12 protein-coding genes are annotated in these 13,141 nt (G+C 71.8%); 4 read left to right on the top strand and 8 right to left on the bottom strand.

Going from position 1 to position 13,141, the window contains the following annotated elements; all coding sequences use genetic code 11:
- Nucleotides 1–97: 97 nt before the first annotated feature.
- Entirely contained in the window at nt 98–1,618 is a 1,521-nt protein-coding gene (locus CG740_RS05410; protein ID WP_100573795.1) for an LCP family protein, read from the bottom strand.
- A gap of 173 nt (nt 1,619–1,791) precedes the next feature.
- Between CG740_RS05410 and tatA the strand changes: the two genes are divergently transcribed.
- The 4 genes from tatA (at nt 1,792) to CG740_RS05390 (ending at nt 6,390) form a co-directional block, all read left to right on the top strand.
- Nucleotides 1,792–2,067, top strand: a complete 276-nt coding sequence (gene tatA / locus CG740_RS05405; RefSeq protein ID WP_100573794.1) for a Sec-independent protein translocase subunit TatA — start codon at nt 1,792–1,794, stop codon at nt 2,065–2,067.
- 26 nt (nt 2,068–2,093) lie between these two features.
- Nucleotides 2,094–3,056 carry a threo-3-hydroxy-L-aspartate ammonia-lyase gene (locus tag CG740_RS05400; protein ID WP_100573793.1) on the top strand — a complete coding sequence of 321 codons (963 nt, stop codon included), beginning with the start codon at nt 2,094–2,096 and terminating at the stop codon, nt 3,054–3,056.
- A 94-nt stretch (nt 3,057–3,150) separates the two neighbouring features.
- Nucleotides 3,151–4,935, top strand: coding sequence for a S9 family peptidase (locus CG740_RS05395; RefSeq protein ID WP_100573792.1), 1,785 nt, complete (start codon nt 3,151–3,153; stop codon nt 4,933–4,935).
- A gap of 651 nt (nt 4,936–5,586) precedes the next feature.
- Entirely contained in the window at nt 5,587–6,390 is an 804-nt protein-coding gene (locus CG740_RS05390) for an SURF1 family protein (RefSeq protein WP_100573791.1), read from the top strand.
- A gap of 21 nt (nt 6,391–6,411) precedes the next feature.
- Here the strand turns inward: CG740_RS05390 and CG740_RS39545 are convergent, their stop codons facing one another.
- The 7 genes from CG740_RS39545 to CG740_RS05355 all read right to left on the bottom strand — a co-directional run bounded on the left by CG740_RS39545 (nt 6,412) and on the right by CG740_RS05355 (nt 13,016).
- Nucleotides 6,412–7,512, bottom strand: a complete 1,101-nt coding sequence (locus CG740_RS39545) for a hypothetical protein (RefSeq protein WP_159030232.1) — start codon at nt 7,510–7,512, stop codon at nt 6,412–6,414.
- Nucleotides 7,513–7,718: 206 nt separating this feature from the next.
- Nucleotides 7,719–8,393 (bottom strand): SigE family RNA polymerase sigma factor, encoded by a 675-nt coding sequence (locus CG740_RS05380; protein WP_442802802.1) that lies wholly within the window; start codon nt 8,391–8,393, stop codon nt 7,719–7,721.
- A 267-nt stretch (nt 8,394–8,660) separates the two neighbouring features.
- Complete coding sequence (locus tag CG740_RS05375) at nt 8,661–9,719, bottom strand: aspartate-semialdehyde dehydrogenase (protein WP_100573790.1); 1,059 nt, start codon at nt 9,717–9,719, stop codon at nt 8,661–8,663.
- Complete coding sequence (locus CG740_RS05370) at nt 9,716–10,987, bottom strand: aspartate kinase (protein WP_100573789.1); 1,272 nt, start codon at nt 10,985–10,987, stop codon at nt 9,716–9,718. Before CG740_RS05370 ends, CG740_RS05375 begins: the two co-directional genes overlap by 4 nt.
- Nucleotides 10,988–11,240: 253 nt before the next feature.
- Nucleotides 11,241–11,906: a DUF5063 domain-containing protein gene (locus tag CG740_RS05365; RefSeq protein WP_100573788.1), complete on the bottom strand. Its 666-nt coding sequence runs from the start codon at nt 11,904–11,906 to the stop codon at nt 11,241–11,243.
- A gap of 47 nt (nt 11,907–11,953) precedes the next feature.
- The gene (gene recR, locus CG740_RS05360) at nt 11,954–12,553 is read right to left on the bottom strand and encodes a recombination mediator RecR (RefSeq protein WP_100573787.1); all 600 of its coding nucleotides are present in this window, start codon (nt 12,551–12,553) and stop codon (nt 11,954–11,956) included.
- A 127-nt stretch (nt 12,554–12,680) separates the two neighbouring features.
- Nucleotides 12,681–13,016 (bottom strand): YbaB/EbfC family nucleoid-associated protein, encoded by a 336-nt coding sequence (locus CG740_RS05355; protein ID WP_100573786.1) that lies wholly within the window; start codon nt 13,014–13,016, stop codon nt 12,681–12,683.
- Nucleotides 13,017–13,141 lie beyond the last annotated feature (125 nt).

The following is a 13,141-nucleotide window of genomic DNA, read 5'->3' as shown; positions in this document are numbered from 1 at the left end:
AACATTTCCGTCCCGGCGCTTTGCCTGGTGCGGACGGTCCCCTTACCCGGGGCTCCGGTCCCGCTGACCGCAGGAGGGGCCCCTCGGCGGCGGGGGCCTATCCGTAGGACAGGTTGGAGCAGATGTTGTCGTCGGCCGAGCGGGCCTTGTCGGCGACGGCCGACGGGACCGCGGCGGGAGCGCTGGACGCGGCGTCCGCGCCGTCCGCGCCGTCCGCCTTGTACTGCGTGCCGACGATGACGTTCAGGCCCGGCGCCTTCGCCTGGCGCAGCAGGGCGCCGGGGAAGTGGGTGGCGACCGTCTTGGCCTTGGCCTCGTCGTTCGCGCCGTACTCGATGACCGTGTGCGTGTAGTCCTGGGTGGCGGCCGTGGTGGCACCGGTGACGGTGAAGCCCGCGGACCTCAGGGAGTCGGCGACCTGGGCCGCCAGGCCCTTGGTGACGGTGCCGTTGTAGACGGCCACGCTGATGCCCTTGCCGGAGGCGGGCTCGGGGGCCGCCGCCGACGGGCTCGGGGAGGCCGACGCGCTCTTGCCCGAGGCGTTCTGTCCGTCGACCGTGCGGTCCGCGCGCAGCGCCGCGAAGAGCGCGTCGGCCTCGGGCTTGACCACGGCGACACGGGCGCCCTCGTAACGCCAGGGCAGGGTGACGAACTTGGTGTTGTGCAGGTCGATGTCCTTCATCGACATCGCGAACGAGATCAGCTTGCTGGGCGAGCCGAGGCCCGAGTCGACGGTCATCGACTTGGTGGCCGCGTTGGCGAGCGGCAGCAGCGTGGTCGGGTCGAGGCCGTTGCCCTTGACCTTCTTGATCAGGCTGCCGATGAACGCCTGCTGGCGCTGGATGCGGCCGATGTCGGAGCCGTCGCCGATGCCGTGCCGGATGCGCACGTAGTCGAGCGCCTTCTGGCCGGAGACGCTCTGCGGGCCCTTGGCGAAGACCAGGCTGCCCTTGTGGCCGAGGTTCGGGTTGAGGTCGCCCTGGTAGACGTTGTTGGGCACGCACACGTCGACGCCGCCGACCGCCTCGGTCATCCTCGCGAAGCCCGCGAAGTCCATGACCATGGTGTGGTCCACGCGCAGCCCGGTCAGCTTCTCGACGGTGTTCTGGGTGCAGGCGGGGTTCCCCTGAACCGTTTCTCCCACCTCGAACGCCGAGTTGAACATCACCTTGTGCTTCTCCTTGGTCCAGCTGCCGCTCGGCAGCTTGCACGGCGGTATGTCGACCAGGGAGTCACGCGGTATGGAGACGGCCACGGCGTGCTTCTGGTCCGAGTACACGTGCAACAGGAGCGCGGTGTCCGAGCGGCCGATGTCGCCCTTGCCGTGGCCGTACTGGGCGTTGTCGCCCGAGCGGGTGTCGGAGCCGATGATCAGGACGTTGGAGCCCTTGGTGGAGGCGGCGGGGCGGTCGGCGGAGATGCCGCCGTCGTCGAAGGTCTTGATGTTGCCGTTCAGCTGGAAGTAGATCCAGCCGCCGCCGGCCACCGCGAGGACGACCACCGACAGGCCGGTGACCCCTGCGATGCGGGCGCGGCTGCGCTTGTTGCGGCGCTGCGGAGCGGCGGACCCGCCACTCTCACGCCTGCTTGCCGCTCCCGCTTTGTGGCTGCCGGCCATCGGACCCCTCATCCCTCATTCTCGCCTCTTCTGTAGAGGAGACGGTGAGTCGCACCCTCTGGTTGTACAGTTGCGCAATGTAGCAAGTCTCACTGAGAGCCAGCAGCCCCGGCCGTACACAGAATCCGGCCGGACGAAACGGCTGTAGGACGCGAACGAGGAAGGACGGCGGGATGTTCCTGCGCAATGGTCTTGAACCGTGGCACCTGCTGATCGTGGCAGTAGTACTGATCCTGCTGTTCGGCTCCAAGAAGCTGCCCGACACGGCACGCGCGCTGGGCAAGTCCCTGCGCATCCTCAAGAGCGAGACCAAGGCGATGCGCGAGGACGGCACCGAGCCGGCCCCCGCGGCAGCGGCCCCGGCCCCGCAGGTCACCCCGGCCCCGGCGACGGTGCACACCACCGCCGACCGCACCCAGGCGGACGCCCCCGCGCGCCCCGCCCAGTAACCCCGCACGCCGTACGCTCGGCAGGCATGGAGCAGCTGCCGACGTACGACGACGTGGTCCGCGCGCACGAGCGGATCGCCCCACAGGCCCACCGCACCCCGGTCCTGACCTCCCGGCTCACCGACGCCGAGCTCGGTCTGAGCCTCTTCCTCAAGTGCGAGAACCTCCAGCGGATGGGGGCGTTCAAGTTCCGCGGCGCCTTCAACGCGCTGTCCCTGTTCGACGCGGCCCAGCGCCGCGCGGGCGTGGTCGCCTACTCCTCCGGCAACCACGCCCAGGCCGTCGCGCTCGCCGCCTCGCTGCTCGGCATTCCGGCGACCATCGTCATGCCGCACGACGCACCCGCGGCGAAGCTGGCCGCGACCCGGGGGTACGGGGCCGAGGTCGTCCCCTACGACCGCTGGACCGAGGACCGCGAGGAGATCGGCGCCGCCCTCGCGAAGGAGCGCGGCCTGACCCTGATCCCGCCCTACGACCATCCCGATGTGATGGCGGGCCAGGGCACCGCGGCCAAGGAACTCTTCGAGGAGACCGGCCACCTGGACGCCCTGTTCGTGCCGCTCGGCGGCGGCGGGCTCCTGTCGGGCAGCCTGCTCTCGGCGGGCGCGCTCGCGCCGTCGTGCGCGGTGTACGGGGTCGAGCCGGAGGCGGGCGACGACGGGCGCCGCTCGCTGCGCGCGGGCGAGATCGTGCACATCGACACCCCGGCGACCATCGCGGACGGCGCCCAGACCCAGCACCTCGGCGTCCGCCCCTACCCGCTGATCCGGGACCACGTGACCGACATCGTCACGGCCTCCGACGCCCAACTGGTCGACTGCATGCGCCTGTTGGCCTCCCGCATGAAGATCGTCGCCGAGCCGACGGGCTGCCTGGGCCTGGCCGCGGCCCGCGAACTCGCGGAGCGGTACCGGGGGCGGCGGGTCGGCGTGATCATCAGCGGCGGCAATGTGGACATGGCGCGGTTCGCGCAGCTGCTGTCCGGGTGACCGGGGTGCGGGCGGAGGTTGTCCACAGCGGAGGTTGTCCACAGGCCGAGGGGGAGGCGAACGGAATGTCGGGGCTTCGGCGCATGATGGGGGCATGAGCGACATGAACGAGATGCCGGAGTGGGAGAAGCGGTTCAGGGCGCCCCGGGTGGGGCTCCCCGACTGGGCGGAGGACGCCCCGGACCGCTCGCTGTTCGTGTCGAACGCGACGGGGACGTACGAGCTGTACGCGTGGGACCGGGCGAGCGGAGACCAGCGCCGGGCGACCGACCGGCCCAACGGCACGACGGACGGCGTGCTGACGCCCGACGGCGAGTGGATCTGGTGGTTCGACGACACCGACGGCGACGAGTTCGGCGTCTGGCGCCGCCAGCCGTTCGGGGGCGGCCCCGACGAGACGGCGGTGCCCGGCCTCGACCCGTCGTACCCGGGCGGCCTCGCGCTCGGCCGGGACGGCACGGCGGTGGTCGGCCGCTCCACCGACGAGGAGGGCTCGACGATCCACGTGGTGCGCCCCGGCTCGGACCCGGTGGAGATCTACCGGCACCGCGAGTCGGCGGGCGTCGGCGACCTCTCGCACGACGGGACGCTGATCGCCGTCGAGCACACCGAGCACGGCGACGCGATGCACTCCGCGCTGCGCGTGGTGCGCCCCGACGGCGCGGCGGTGGCCGAGCTGGACGACACCAAGGGCGGCACGGAGGAACTGGGCCTGGAGGTGCTCGGGTTCGCGCCGCTGGCGGGCGACACCCGGCTGCTCGTGGCCCACCAGCGCCGCGGGCGCTGGGAGCCGATGATCTGGGACGTGGCCACCGGCGAGGAGAGCGACCTCGCGCTCGACCTGCCGGGCGACGTCTCCGCGGAGTGGTATCCGGACGGCTCGGCGCTGCTCGTCGTCCACAGCTTCGAGGCGCGCAGCGGCCTGTTCCGCTTCGACCTCGCCACGCGCTCGCTCATCGAGATCGAGACCCCGGCCGGCTCGGTCTCGGGCGCCACGGCCCGGCCCGACGGCACGGTGGAATACCTGTGGTCGTCCGCGGCGAGCCCCTCCGAGGTGCGCTCCACGACGGGCGAGGTCGTGCTCGACCCGCCCGGATTCAAGGCGCCGGGTTCGGTGCCGGTGGAGGACGCCTGGGTGGAGGGACCCGGCGGCCGCGTCCACGCCCTGGTGCAGCGGCCCGCCGGGGAAGGCCCCTTCCCCACCCTGTTCGAGATCCACGGCGGCCCGACCTGGCACGACAGCGACGCGTTCGCCTCCGGCCCGGCGGCCTGGATCGACCACGGCTTCGCGGTGGTACGGGTCAACTACCGCGGCTCCACCGGGTACGGGCGGGCCTGGACGGACGCGCTCAAGCACCGGGTCGGGCTGATCGAGCTGGAGGACATCGCGGCGGTCCGCGACTGGGCGGTCTCCTCGGGGCTCGCCGACCCCGCGCGGCTCGTCCTGGCGGGCGGGTCCTGGGGCGGGTACCTCACCCTGCTCGGCCTCGGTACGCAGCCGGACGCGTGGGCGCTCGGGCTGGCGGCGGTGCCGGTCGCGGACTACGTCACGGCGTACCACGACGAGATGGAGGCGCTGAAGGCGATGGACCGGACGTTGCTCGGCGGCACGCCGGAGGAGGTGCCGGAGCGCTTCCGCGCGTCCTCGCCGTTGACGTACGTCGACGCGGTGACGGCGCCGGTCTACATCTCGGCGGGGGTCAATGATCCGCGCTGCCCGATCCGGCAGGTCGAGAACTATGTGGACCGGCTGGTCGAGCGGGGGGCCACGCATGAGGTGTACCGGTACGACGCGGGGCACGGGTCGCTCGTGGTCGAGGAGCGCATCAAGCAGGTTCGCCTTGAACTCGACTTCGCCGCGCGCCACTTGCCGAGCTGACCCCCGGGGGGGGTCGCCCACCCTCCCCCAAGCTCTTAATGAGCAGGGGGACCCCCATCCCGTGCAGCGCGCTGAAGGACCCAGCCCCTGGGGCTCCGCCCCAGACCCCGGGGGTTCGCCCACCCGTGCAGCGCGCTGAAGGGTTCGGCTCCCTGGGGCTGCGCCCCAGACCCCCTGAGGGGCTGCGCCCCTCGAACCCCCGCAAGGGGCTTCGCCCCCTGCACCCCCGTCGCGCCTGAACGGCGCTCGTCCTCAAACGCCGGACAGGCTGAAGGTGCCCCAGCATCAGTACGGCCAGGGGCGCGGGGAACTGCGCGAGAAGCGACCACGGTCCGCAGACCGAAACGGGGTTAGGGGCGCGGGGAACTGCGCGAGAAGCGACCGCGGTCCGCGCACGGAAACGAGGTTAAGGGCGCGGGGAACTGCGCGAGAAGCGACCACGGTCCGCAGACCGAAACGGGGTTAGGGGCGCGGGGAACTGCGCGACCAGGCACCCGGGGCCCGCGGGCGAAGGGTGACGGGACGTAGCCCCTCCGGCGTCTGAGGAGCGGACCGGGGGGCACAGCCCGCGAGGGGGGGCGGGGCTGGGTCGCGGGGAGATGCGGGCACCCCGGAGCCCAGCCCCCCGGCGGGATTCCGTACCGTGGGGGTGTGTACCGGTTCCTGCTCACACCCCGCTGGTGGGGAATCCACGTCTTCGTCCTGCTCGCCATCCCCGTGTGCATCTTCATGGGCTCCTGGCAGCTGGGCCGCTTCGAGGACCGCGTGCAGTCCCACGACGCCGCCGAGAAGGCACCCGACCCCGCCACGCAGAAGGCCGAGCCCCTCGCCTCGCTGCTCCCCGTGGACCAGCGCACCTCCGGCCGCCCGGCCGCCGCGCACGGTCGGTACGCCGAGCAGTTCCTGGTGCCGGGCCGCGAGGTCGACGGCAAGTCGGGCAGCTACGTCCTGAGCCTGCTGCGCACCGACGGCGGCAAGGCCCTGCCCGTCGTGCGGGGCTGGATCCCGCAGGGCGCCACGGCCCCGGCCGCGCCCGCCGGCGAGGTCGGCGTCACCGGCATACTCCAGGCCTCCGAGAACGCCGGCTCCGACGGGGTGCACGCACAGGGCGGGCTCCCCCGGGGCCAGGTCGGGATGATCAGCGCGGCGGCCCTCGTCAACCTCGTGCCGTACCAGGTGTACGACGCCTGGGTGACGCTTCCGCGCGCCGACGCCGGGATGACTCCGGTGCCGGCCAGCGCCCCTCAGAACAGCGGCCTCGATCTGAAGGCGTTCCAGAACCTGGGCTACACCGGGGAGTGGTTCGTCTTCGCCGGGTTCGTCGTGTTCATGTGGTTCCGGCTCGTCCGGCGCGAGGCCGAGGCCCTGGAGGACGCCGAGCTCGGGCTCTCCCCGGAGGACGGGGCCGAGGCCGGGGCACCGGGCACCTTGGAAGGTACGTCCCTGCCCGGTTAGGGCAGCGGCACCCGGCCGGCGCTACGGCGTCGCCGAGGCCGGCGCGCCCGCGTCCAGGACGCCCGTCTTGTAGATCGTCCCGGCGCACGCGTTCGGGATCTTCGCCTCCGCCGACGGCGCGCCCGGCTCGGCGACATGCGTCACCGCCACCGTGCCGTCCGCCGTACCGGCCGGGGCGCCGCCGTCCGCGGCCAGCCGGCTGGTCTGGCCGGTGCCGCCCGCCGTGGGCGCGACGACCCCGCTGTTGCTGCCGGAGCTGACGTTGGACGGCGTCGGGTCGGGCGACGGGGTCGCCTTGGGACAGGTGTCGGACGGCACCCAGGCGAACCGCACCTCGTACGCCGCGGCCGGTGCGAGGACCAGGCTCGTGGCGTCCTGCGAGGGATCGGGGAGCCCGGCGGCCGGATCGCCCGCCGCGTGTTCGACGACCGTGATCTTCGCCGGGTCGGCCGCGCCCTGCGCCTGGACGTCGAACTTGCCGACGCCGCCGATCGCGCACTTCTTGTCGGAGGCGTTCACGATGCGGAAGGCACCGTAGACCTTGCCGGACGCGTCGGGCTTGCCGACCTTCGCCGACTTCACGCTCAGCTCGGTGGCGTCGCACGTCGGCGAGTCCACCTTCACGGGCCCGCCGCCCGGCCCGGTCGCGCCGCCGGCGGTGCTGCCGGCCGCGCCCCTGCTGAGCGTCGGGGTGGGACCCTTCCCGCCGGGCGTGCCGGGCGCGCTGCCGACGGTCGAGGGGCGGCCGCTGCCGTCCGTGCTGTCCACCGTGCCGGACGCCGTGCCGGGGGCGGCGTGCGTGCGCTCGCCGTGTCCGGCGACGGCGGGCTGGTCGTCCGTGCTGCTCGCGCTGTTGGCGACGTGCAGGAAGGCGGGCACCGCGGTGGCCACCAGGAGGGCCGCCGCGACCGAGCCGACGACGGCCTGTCGCTTGCGGGCACGCCGTACGGGCACCGCGGCCCGCAGATGTTCGAGCGCCCCCTCCGAGGGCTTCAGCTCGTCGACCGCACCGTGCAGAAGCCTGCGCAGGGCCTGTTCGTCGGCTGCCTCCGGGCTCTCCGGGGCGGGTGGAGAGGCGAAGGGAGGGGTGCCGGTGCTGTTCTTTTCCGGCGTTGTGTCCACGAATCCGTATCCAGTCAGGTCGTTCAGGTCGTTCCTGGGCCGCTGGTCCGGCCCGCTCCTGCCATATGCCCCGTGATCCCCGCGTTCCCCGCCCGCTCGGCGGGATCCGCGTTCCCCGCGCACTCGGCGCGCCCCGTGGTCCCCCGGCCGCCCGTCGCCGTTCCGCCCGTCGCCGTTCCGGTCGGGGCCGCTCCTTTCGGGGCCCTTCATGCCGGGGCCTCCATGGCGATGCGCAGGGCGGCTATGCCCCGCGAGCCGTACGCCTTCACCGAACCCAGGGATATGCCGAGCGTCTCGGCGACCTGGGCCTCGGTCATGTCCGCGAAGTACCGCAGCACGAGCACCTCGCGCTGGCGGCGCTGGAGCCCGCGCATCGCCTTGATCAGGGCGTCGCGCTCCAGCTGGTCGTACGCGCCCTCCTCCGCGCTCGCCATGTCGGGCATCGGCTTGGAGAGCAGCTTGAGCCCGAGGATGCGGCGGCGCAGCGCCGAGCGCGACAGGTTCACCACCGTCTGGCGGAGGTAGGCGAGCGTCTTCTCCGGCTCGCGCACCCGGCTGCGCGCCGAGTGCACCCGGATGAACGCCTCCTGCACGACGTCCTCGCAGGAGGCGGTGTCGTCCAGGAGCAGCGCGGCGAGGCCGAGCAGCGAGCGGTAGTGCGCGCGGTAGGTCTCGGTGAGGTGGTCGACGGTGGTGCCGGTCGCCATGACCTCGTCAGCGCTCTCGCGCGAGGAGGCCGTCGTGGACGGGACGGGGGCGGGACGGGTGGCGGGCATGGGCGCGATCACCGGCATGCCGCCGGGCGCGCCGATGCGCCGGCGCGGGCGGACTGCCATCCCACCGCGCGCCGGTACCGCTCTGAAGTCGAGTACCTCTGCCACGCCTGTTGGACACGTTCCTCCCCGTCAGGGTTGTACGCGTACGACACTGTTTTTGGCGGTGCGACAAATACCCTCATCCGTACCCGCTCTTCCCCAATGCCCCAATTTTTACGGCACCTTGAGGGGCGACCGCATAGACGCTCCATGCCGGGCTGCGGTTGCAGGGACACGGAAATGAATCGTGTAACAAGGCATTGGCGCAGTTCAAGTGGTACAGACCAGCGACTTGCTCACAGAGCGTTCACAGATCCTACAAATGGGAAGACTTCAGCGCTCGTTGAATTCGCGGGCCGCCAACTCGGCGATGTGCGCGACGTTCAGGGCGGTGCCCTTGCGCAGGTTGTCGCCGCAGACGAAAAGTTCCAGTACGTGCGGATCGTCCGGCGAGCTGCGCACCCGGCCGACCCACGTCGGGTCGGTCCCGACCACATCGGCCGGGGTGGGGAACTCACCGGCCGCGGGGTCGTCGAAGAGCACCACACCGGGCGCGGTCGCCAGGATCTCGTGGGCCCGCGCCACATCCACCTCGGTCTCGAAGCGGGCGTGCACGGACGCGGAGTGCGTGGTGACGACCGGCACCCGCACACAGGTGGCGGCCACCGGCAGCCGCGGCAGGTCGAGCAGCTTGCGCAACTCGTCGCGCAGCCCCAGCTCCTGCGAGGACCAGCCGTCGTCGGCGAGGTCGCCGGCCCAGGGCACCACGTTCAGCGCGACCGGCGCCGCGAACGGGCCGAGGTCGTCGCCCACGGCCCGGCGCACATCGCCCGGACTCGTACCGAGCCCGGTCCCGGCGACCAGCGAGATCTGCCGGCGCAGCGCGTCGACCCCGGGCCGGCCCTCGCCGCTGACGGCCTGGTACGTGGAGACGACCAGCTCGCTCAGGCCGAACTCGGCGTGCAGCGCGCCGACCGCCACGATCATGGCGAGGGTGCTGGCGTGCGGGCTCGCGATGATCCCGCGCGGCCGCATCCGTACCGCGTGGGGATTGAGCTCGGGCACCACCAGGGGCACATCCGCGTCCATCCGGAAGGCGGCCGAACTGTCCACGACCACCGCGCCCTTGGCGGCCGCGACCGGCGCCCAGCGGGCGGCGATGTCGGCGGGCACGAGGAAGACGACCACGTCGGAGCCGTCCAGGGCCTCCTCGCTCAGCGCGAGGACCTCGCACTCCTCGCCCCGCACCAGCAGCTTGCGGCCGGCCGAGCGCGCGGACGCGACAAGGCGGACCTCGCCCCAGACGTCGGCGTGCTGGGACAGGATCTGGAGCATCACCGCACCGGCGCCCCCGGTCGCTCCGACGACCGTGAGCGCCGGCCCGTGGGTCATCGCCCGGTGCCTCCGTAGACGACGGCCTCGTCGCTGTCGGAGTCGAGACCGAAGGCCGAGTGCACGGCGCGCACCGCGTTGTTGACGTCGTCGGCGCGGGTGACGACCGAGATGCGGATCTCGGAGGTCGAGATGAGCTCGATGTTGACGCCCGCGTCCGAGAGGGCCTCGAAGAAGCCCGCCGTGACACCCGGGTTGGTCTTCATGCCGGCGCCGACGAGGGAGATCTTGGCGATCTGGTCGTCGTAGCGCAGCGACTCGAAGCCGATGGTCGGCTTGGCCCGCTCCAGGGCGTCGATGGCCTTGCGGCCCTCGGCCTTGGGCAGCGTGAACGAGATGTCGGTCAGACCCGTCGATGCGGCGGAGACGTTCTGCACCACCATGTCGATGTTGACCTCGGCGTCCGCGATGGTGCGGAAGATCGCCGCAGCCTCACCCGGCTTGTCGGGCACCCCGACGACCGTGATCTTGGCCTCGGAGACGTCGTGGGCGACTCCGGAGATGATGGCGTGCTCCACCTGCTGGTCCCCTCGCGGTTCGTTGCTGACCCAGGTGCCCTGAAGTCCGCTGAAGGACGAGCGCACATGGATCGGGATGTTGTAACGGCGGGCGTACTCGACGCACCGGTGCAGGAGCACCTTGGAGCCGGACGCGGCCAGCTCCAGCATGTCCTCGAAGGAGATCCAGTCGATCTTCTTCGCCTTCTTCACGACCCGGGGGTCCGCGGTGAACACGCCGTCGACGTCCGTGTAGATCTCACAGACCTCGGCGTCGAGGGCCGCGGCGAGCGCGACGGCCGTCGTGTCCGAACCACCGCGCCCGAGCGTGGTGATGTTCTTGCCCTCCTGGCTGACGCCCTGGAACCCGGCGACGATGGCGATGTTGCCCTCGTCGATCGAGGTCCGGATGCGGCCCGGGGTGACATCGATGATCCGCGCCTTGTTGTGGACGGAGTCGGTGATGACACCGGCCTGGCTGCCCGTGAAGGACTGGGCCTGGTGGCCCAGGCTTTTGATCGCCATGGCAAGCAGGGCCATGGAGATCCGCTCTCCGGCGGTCAGCAGCATGTCGAATTCCCGCCCGGCAGGCATGGGTGACACCTGCTCCGCGAGCTCGATCAACTCATCCGTCGTGTCGCCCATCGCGGAAACCACGACGACCACCTGGTGGCCGTTCTTCTTGGCTTCCACGATCCGCTTGGCGACGCGCTTGATGCCCTCGGCATCGGCAACGGAGGAGCCTCCGTACTTCTGCACGACAAGGCCCACGTGCGCTCCTCGCTCAATTCAGTACTGCGGTCGGCTCAGTTTAACGAGCGGGCCGGATTCGCCCCTGTCGTATCACGTCGTGAGATGTCCCGCTCACTTGGTGATCACCGGGCCGGTCCGGACCGCTCGCACGGTCCGCCTGCCCATGGGGGTGGTGAAGTACTCGGCTTGTGGGCGGCGTCACAGGCCGCGCGGCAGCCGTCCGCGGGGCCCGGCCCGCTCACGGACGGGCCGCGCCCCTGTGCGTACCGCCCTACTTGGCGTCGCGCAGGCCGAGCCCGAGCGGGCCCGCGAGTTCCTCGGCCATGACCCGGCCCGCCTCCTCCGCCAGGGCGTCCTCCGCCAGGTCCTCGTCGATGTCGAGGCCGTCCAGCGCTTCCAGTGGCTGGTTGAGGCGGACGTGGGCGACGAGCGACTGCAACGCGCGCAGCGCGGCGGAGGCCGTCGAGCCCCAGTTGGAGAAGTAGGAGAACTGCCACCACCACAGCGCCTCGCTGGTGCGGCCCGCCCGGTAGTGGGCCAGGCCGTGGCGCAGATCGGTGACGACGTCGGCGAGGTCGTCGGAGATCCGGTGCGCCACCGGCGCCTTGCGCGGCTCGTAGGGGTCGAAGACCTCGGAGTACACGTCGATGGGTTCGAGCAGCCGGGCGAACCGCTCGCGCAGCTCGTCCAGGTCGGCCTCCGGGCCGAGGTCGGGCTCGTAGCGCTCGTCGGGGACGATGTCCTCGTGCGCGCCGAGCCGGCCGCCGGCGAGCAGCAGCTGGGAGACCTCCAGGAGGAGGAACGGCACTGCGCTGTCGGGCTCGTCGCCCTTGGCCACTTCCGTGACCGCGACGATGAAGGACTCGACCTGGTCGGCGATCTGGACCGCGAAGGAGTCCGGGTCCTGGGTGGTCGCGTGCAGCGTTGCGTCAGACATCGAGTCGACCTTCCTCGTACCCCTGCCGGGCGTTCTCCTGCTGGGCGTCATACATCGAGCAGCCGCCTTCCTTCGAAGGCCCGGCCCAGGGTGACCTCGTCGGCGTATTCGAGGTCGCCGCCGACCGGCAGGCCGCTGGCGAGCCGGGTGACCCTGAGGCCCATGGGCTTGATCATGCGGGCGAGGTACGTGGCCGTGGCCTCGCCCTCCAGGTTCGGGTCGGTGGCCAGGATCAGCTCGGTGACCGTGCCGTCCGCGAGGCGGGCGAGCAGCTCACGGATGCGCAGATCGTCCGGGCCGACGCCCTCGATCGGGCTGATGGCCCCGCCGAGCACGTGGTAGCGGCCGCGGAACTCGCGGGTCCGCTCGATGGCCACCACGTCCTTGGGCTCCTCCACGACGCAGATGACCGTCTGGTCGCGGCGCGGGTCGCGGCAGATGTTGCACCGCTCCTCCTGGGCCACGTTGCCGCACACCGCGCAGAAGCGGACCTTGTCCTTGACTTCCAGGAGGGCGTGCGCGAGGCGCCGCACGTCGGTCGGCTCGGCCTGGAGGATGTGGAAGGCGATCCGCTGCGCGCTCTTGGGACCGACGCCGGGCAGCCTGCCCAGCTCGTCGATGAGGTCCTGAACCACGCCTTCGTACAACGGAACGCCTCTCGTGGGTTGTTCTGACGCCTACGGTAGTTGGTGCGCGTCCGCCTCAGTAGGGCAGGCGCCCGGGCAGTCCGCGCGGGGCGGCGCACGCCCCCGGGGCCGGAGCCCCGGGCCCGTCCTAGAAGGGCAGGCCGGGCATGCCGCCGAGGCCCTGCGCCAGCGGGCCGAGCTTCTCCTGCTGGAGCTGCTGCGCGTTCTCGTTGGCGGCCTGCACGGCCGCGACGATCAGGTCCGCGAGGGTCTCGGTGTCCTCCGGGTCGACCGCCTTGGGGTCGATGGCGAGGGAACGCAGCTCGCCCGAGCCGGTCACGGTCGCCTTGACGAGTCCGCCGCCGGCCTGGCCCTCGACCTCGGTCGCGGCGAGCTCCTCCTGGGCAAGGGCGAGATCCTGCTGCATCTTCTGGGCCTGCTGGAGAAGCTGCTGCATGTTGGGCTGGCCACCACCAGGGATCACGTTTCACTCCGGGTTTCGGTAGGACGGGTTCGACGGGGCGGCGGGGCCGCGCCGTCGTTTTCGGCACTCCGAGCCTACGTGGTCGACAGGCCGCCTGCTCCGCAACTCTTTCGAGTGATGCGGCG

The organism is Streptomyces sp. CB01201, from assembly GCF_002803085.1.
Lineage (GTDB): Bacteria > Actinomycetota > Actinomycetes > Streptomycetales > Streptomycetaceae > Streptomyces > Streptomyces hundungensis.
The sequence above is the reverse complement of the archived record's forward strand: the minus strand, read 5'-3'. Positions and strand labels throughout refer to the sequence as shown.

Excerpts from the sequence above, each read along its gene's own strand:
- CG740_RS05410 (WP_100573795.1), bottom strand. The coding sequence starts at position 1,618 with ATGGCCGGCAGCCACAAAGCGGGAGCGGCAAGCAGGCGTGAGAGTGGC.
- tatA (WP_100573794.1), top strand. The coding sequence starts at position 1,792 with ATGTTCCTGCGCAATGGTCTTGAACCGTGGCACCTGCTGATCGTGGCA.
- CG740_RS05400 (WP_100573793.1), top strand. The coding sequence starts at position 2,094 with ATGGAGCAGCTGCCGACGTACGACGACGTGGTCCGCGCGCACGAGCGG.
- CG740_RS05395 (WP_100573792.1), top strand. The coding sequence starts at position 3,151 with ATGAGCGACATGAACGAGATGCCGGAGTGGGAGAAGCGGTTCAGGGCG.
- CG740_RS05375 (WP_100573790.1), bottom strand. The coding sequence starts at position 9,719 with ATGACCCACGGGCCGGCGCTCACGGTCGTCGGAGCGACCGGGGGCGCC.
- CG740_RS05365 (WP_100573788.1), bottom strand. The coding sequence starts at position 11,906 with ATGTCTGACGCAACGCTGCACGCGACCACCCAGGACCCGGACTCCTTC.